This is a genomic window from Clostridia bacterium (genome assembly GCA_014360065.1).
Classification (GTDB): Bacteria; Bacillota; DSM-521; order Neomoorellales; family JACIYF01; genus JACIYF01.
In genome coordinates, this window is sequence record JACIYF010000208.1 from 1 (window position 1) to 2,485 (window position 2,485).

Below are 2,485 nucleotides of genomic sequence, written 5' to 3' on the forward strand. Positions count from 1 at the left end.
ATGCCGGCCTATTGCCGGTTATCCCACCAACCCCAACCTGCCCACCGCTAGGCCCTTGTTTGACCAAAGCCGAACTGGGAGCTTAGTAATCCAACTACGCATGCTAAACCTAGGCAGCTGGAGCGGTCGGCCTCGAACCTCAGGCCGACCGCTCCAGCTCCTGCTTCAAAAACTCCCACTCGGCATCCGTCTCCACCCGGTAAATGGCCCCAGGCTCGCACCAGGTCACACATTTCCCGCAGTCAGTGCAGACGGAGCGGTCATAATCCAATTTCTTAGCCTCGGCATTATAGGTAAGGGCCCCAGAGGGGCACCACTTGACCGAGGGACAATCGGGCGACCCATCACAACGGACTGGATCTACCAGTACCGGCACCTTTACCGCCCCCTCAGCTCGGGACTTGGGCTACTTATGGCCTCGCCTGCCTGCCCTCAAGCAGCGGCTTCATCTATTACTCGGCGGACTATGGCATCTACCTCCTGGGCCACCTCTTGGAGGTTAGCTTCCGGGAAAAACTGGGCCAGCATGGTCGGGCGCAAACCGCTGATGTAAGTTTCCCCATTGCGGCTATACACGTTGATCTTGCAGGGCATCATTAGGCTAATCAGGATGTCCTTACTCAAGACCGCATGGGCATGGGGCGCATCGCAAACTTCAATGATCTTGAGCGGCTCCATCTCCAGCCCCTTGGAGCGTAAGGTAGCCTGGACATCATGAATGTGCTGGACCCGGAAACCGTTGGCCACACACCTTTCTTCCACCGCCTTCACGGCATCATCAAAGGCCTTGGTGCTCTTTACCGTGTAATGCATCTCGGCTCGATCCACCGTTTTCACCTTCCCGCCATTGGCCCCGCCCGGCCGATACTGCGCCAAGCGCAAGCCATATCCTTTAGTCCTTGCGCCCAACGCTTAATTAAGGGCCAGCATCTCTTTAAGCTGGGCCATTATTTGCGCCTTAGGCTGATAGCCAATCAAGCGTCCGACTTCCTCCCCGTTCTTGAAAACGATCAGGGTAGGAATGCTCATAACCCCATAGCTGGCCGCCGTCTCCTGATTCTCATCCACGTTCAGCTTGGCCACCTTGACGGTGCCCTCCAGCTCTTGGGCCAAGTCCTCCATTACCGGCGCCAGCATCCGGCAAGGACCACACCATTCTGCCCAGAAATCCACCACCACCGGCGTGGCTGAGCCCATCACTTCGCTAACAAAAGTGTTGTCGTCCACATGAATGATATTCGCCATCATCAAGACCCCCTTCGATATAGCCCTTAGCCCTTAAACGTCTGCGACCCCTGGAAGCAATTTCCAGCCCAAAGCTTAACCACCTTTTTACTGGTTCCGGAGCCGCTCTAGTTCCTCCTCTAGCTCTTCCAGCTCCACTAACATAGCTGGCTTCACCGAGTGAGCAGGAAGCCTGGCCCGCAAATCCGCAATCTGCTCCTCAAGCTGCCGGATGCGCTCCTCCTTGCCGAACCCATCAGCGCCTGAGTTTAACCCCTCATTTTTGTCGGCCATGGGTCCAACCTCCTCCCCTCCTGATCCTCGCCAAGACCGGCCAGTCACGCGTACAAGCCGGTGACTACTAGGCGACGCCAGAAGCTTCGTCCGCTCATGAACAGCCGGATGCCATCCCGGTGCACTCGTATATGCTTGGGGACATAAACCTTAATCCCATTGCTAGTAATCATCTCATAATCTTCGGGCGAACTGGGCTCACCTGCATACACGGCAGGCATATAGGTTACGCCCCCTCAACTAGCACACGCTTCTAGTTTTACCGTAACTGTATCTGTCTTTTCTTTGATGTAATCGCGGGCATCATCGGATACGTCTACGTTGATCAAATTGAACACCTCACTTCTTCAACCTAGGTAGCTGAAAACCGGAGCCTTGGCTTTGCCTGCTGCCTCTTTAATGCTTGGGCTTCGACTTTGCCTAAGCCGGTCCTGTTGTCTTCAAGTATACTACGTGGCATCCTTCGCTGGCAATAGCATTTATGAAATTTTTTCAGGCCAGATTCCCAAATTTAACTCGACATCCGTCTTCCTTCGAGAGGATTTGCCGCCCCAAATTGCGAATCCCTCCTGGCTAGCAAATAGTAATCCCGCGCCGGGACTGTCAGGTCAGACTAAAGCTGTAGGCAAGTGAGGTCGACAAGACTATGCGCATCATGTTTCTCTGTACCGGAAACTCCTGTCGTAGCCAAATGGCGGAAGGGTGGGCTCGCTACCTGGCCCGAGAACTCCAGGGCACCAGCTCCACCTCCCAGCCCATAGAGGTCTATAGCGCCGGGCTGGAGCCAGCCGGGTTGAACCCGAGGGCAGTCGCGGCTATGGCCGAGGTGGGAATCGATATCAGCCAACAGACCTCTAAAGCCATCGATCCCCAATTGCTTTCCCAGATGGATGTAGTAGTAACCCTGTGCGGCGATGCCGAGGAGAGGTGCCCGGTCACCCCGCCTTCCATCCGCCGCCTACACTGG

At 55.6% G+C, this 2,485-nt stretch carries 6 protein-coding genes; 1 reads left to right on the top strand and 5 read right to left on the bottom strand.

The genetic code is table 11. The features are described from left to right. Positions 1–139: 139 nt before the first annotated feature. The 5 genes from H5U02_15045 to H5U02_15065 form a co-directional block, all read right to left on the bottom strand. Positions 140–376: a 4Fe-4S ferredoxin gene (locus H5U02_15045; protein ID MBC7343736.1), complete on the bottom strand. Its 237-nt coding sequence runs from the start codon at positions 374–376 to the stop codon at positions 140–142. A 56-nt stretch (positions 377–432) separates the two neighbouring features. After that, complete coding sequence (locus H5U02_15050; protein ID MBC7343737.1) at positions 433–828, bottom strand: DUF302 domain-containing protein; 396 nt, start codon at positions 826–828, stop codon at positions 433–435. 84 nt (positions 829–912) lie between these two features. Further along, positions 913–1,245, bottom strand: coding sequence for a thioredoxin (gene trxA, locus H5U02_15055; protein ID MBC7343738.1), 333 nt, complete (start codon positions 1,243–1,245; stop codon positions 913–915). Positions 1,246–1,332: 87 nt separating this feature from the next. Further along, the gene (locus H5U02_15060) at positions 1,333–1,518 is read right to left on the bottom strand and encodes a histidine kinase (GenBank protein MBC7343739.1); all 186 of its coding nucleotides are present in this window, start codon (positions 1,516–1,518) and stop codon (positions 1,333–1,335) included. 44 nt (positions 1,519–1,562) lie between these two features. Further along, positions 1,563–1,739, bottom strand: a complete 177-nt coding sequence (locus H5U02_15065; protein ID MBC7343740.1) for a hypothetical protein — start codon at positions 1,737–1,739, stop codon at positions 1,563–1,565. 425 nt (positions 1,740–2,164) lie between these two features. On the opposite strand from H5U02_15065, the gene H5U02_15070 reads away from it, so the two are divergent. Continuing rightward, on the top strand, positions 2,165–2,485 hold a 321-nt coding region (locus H5U02_15070), incomplete at its 3' end, for an arsenate reductase ArsC (GenBank protein ID MBC7343741.1).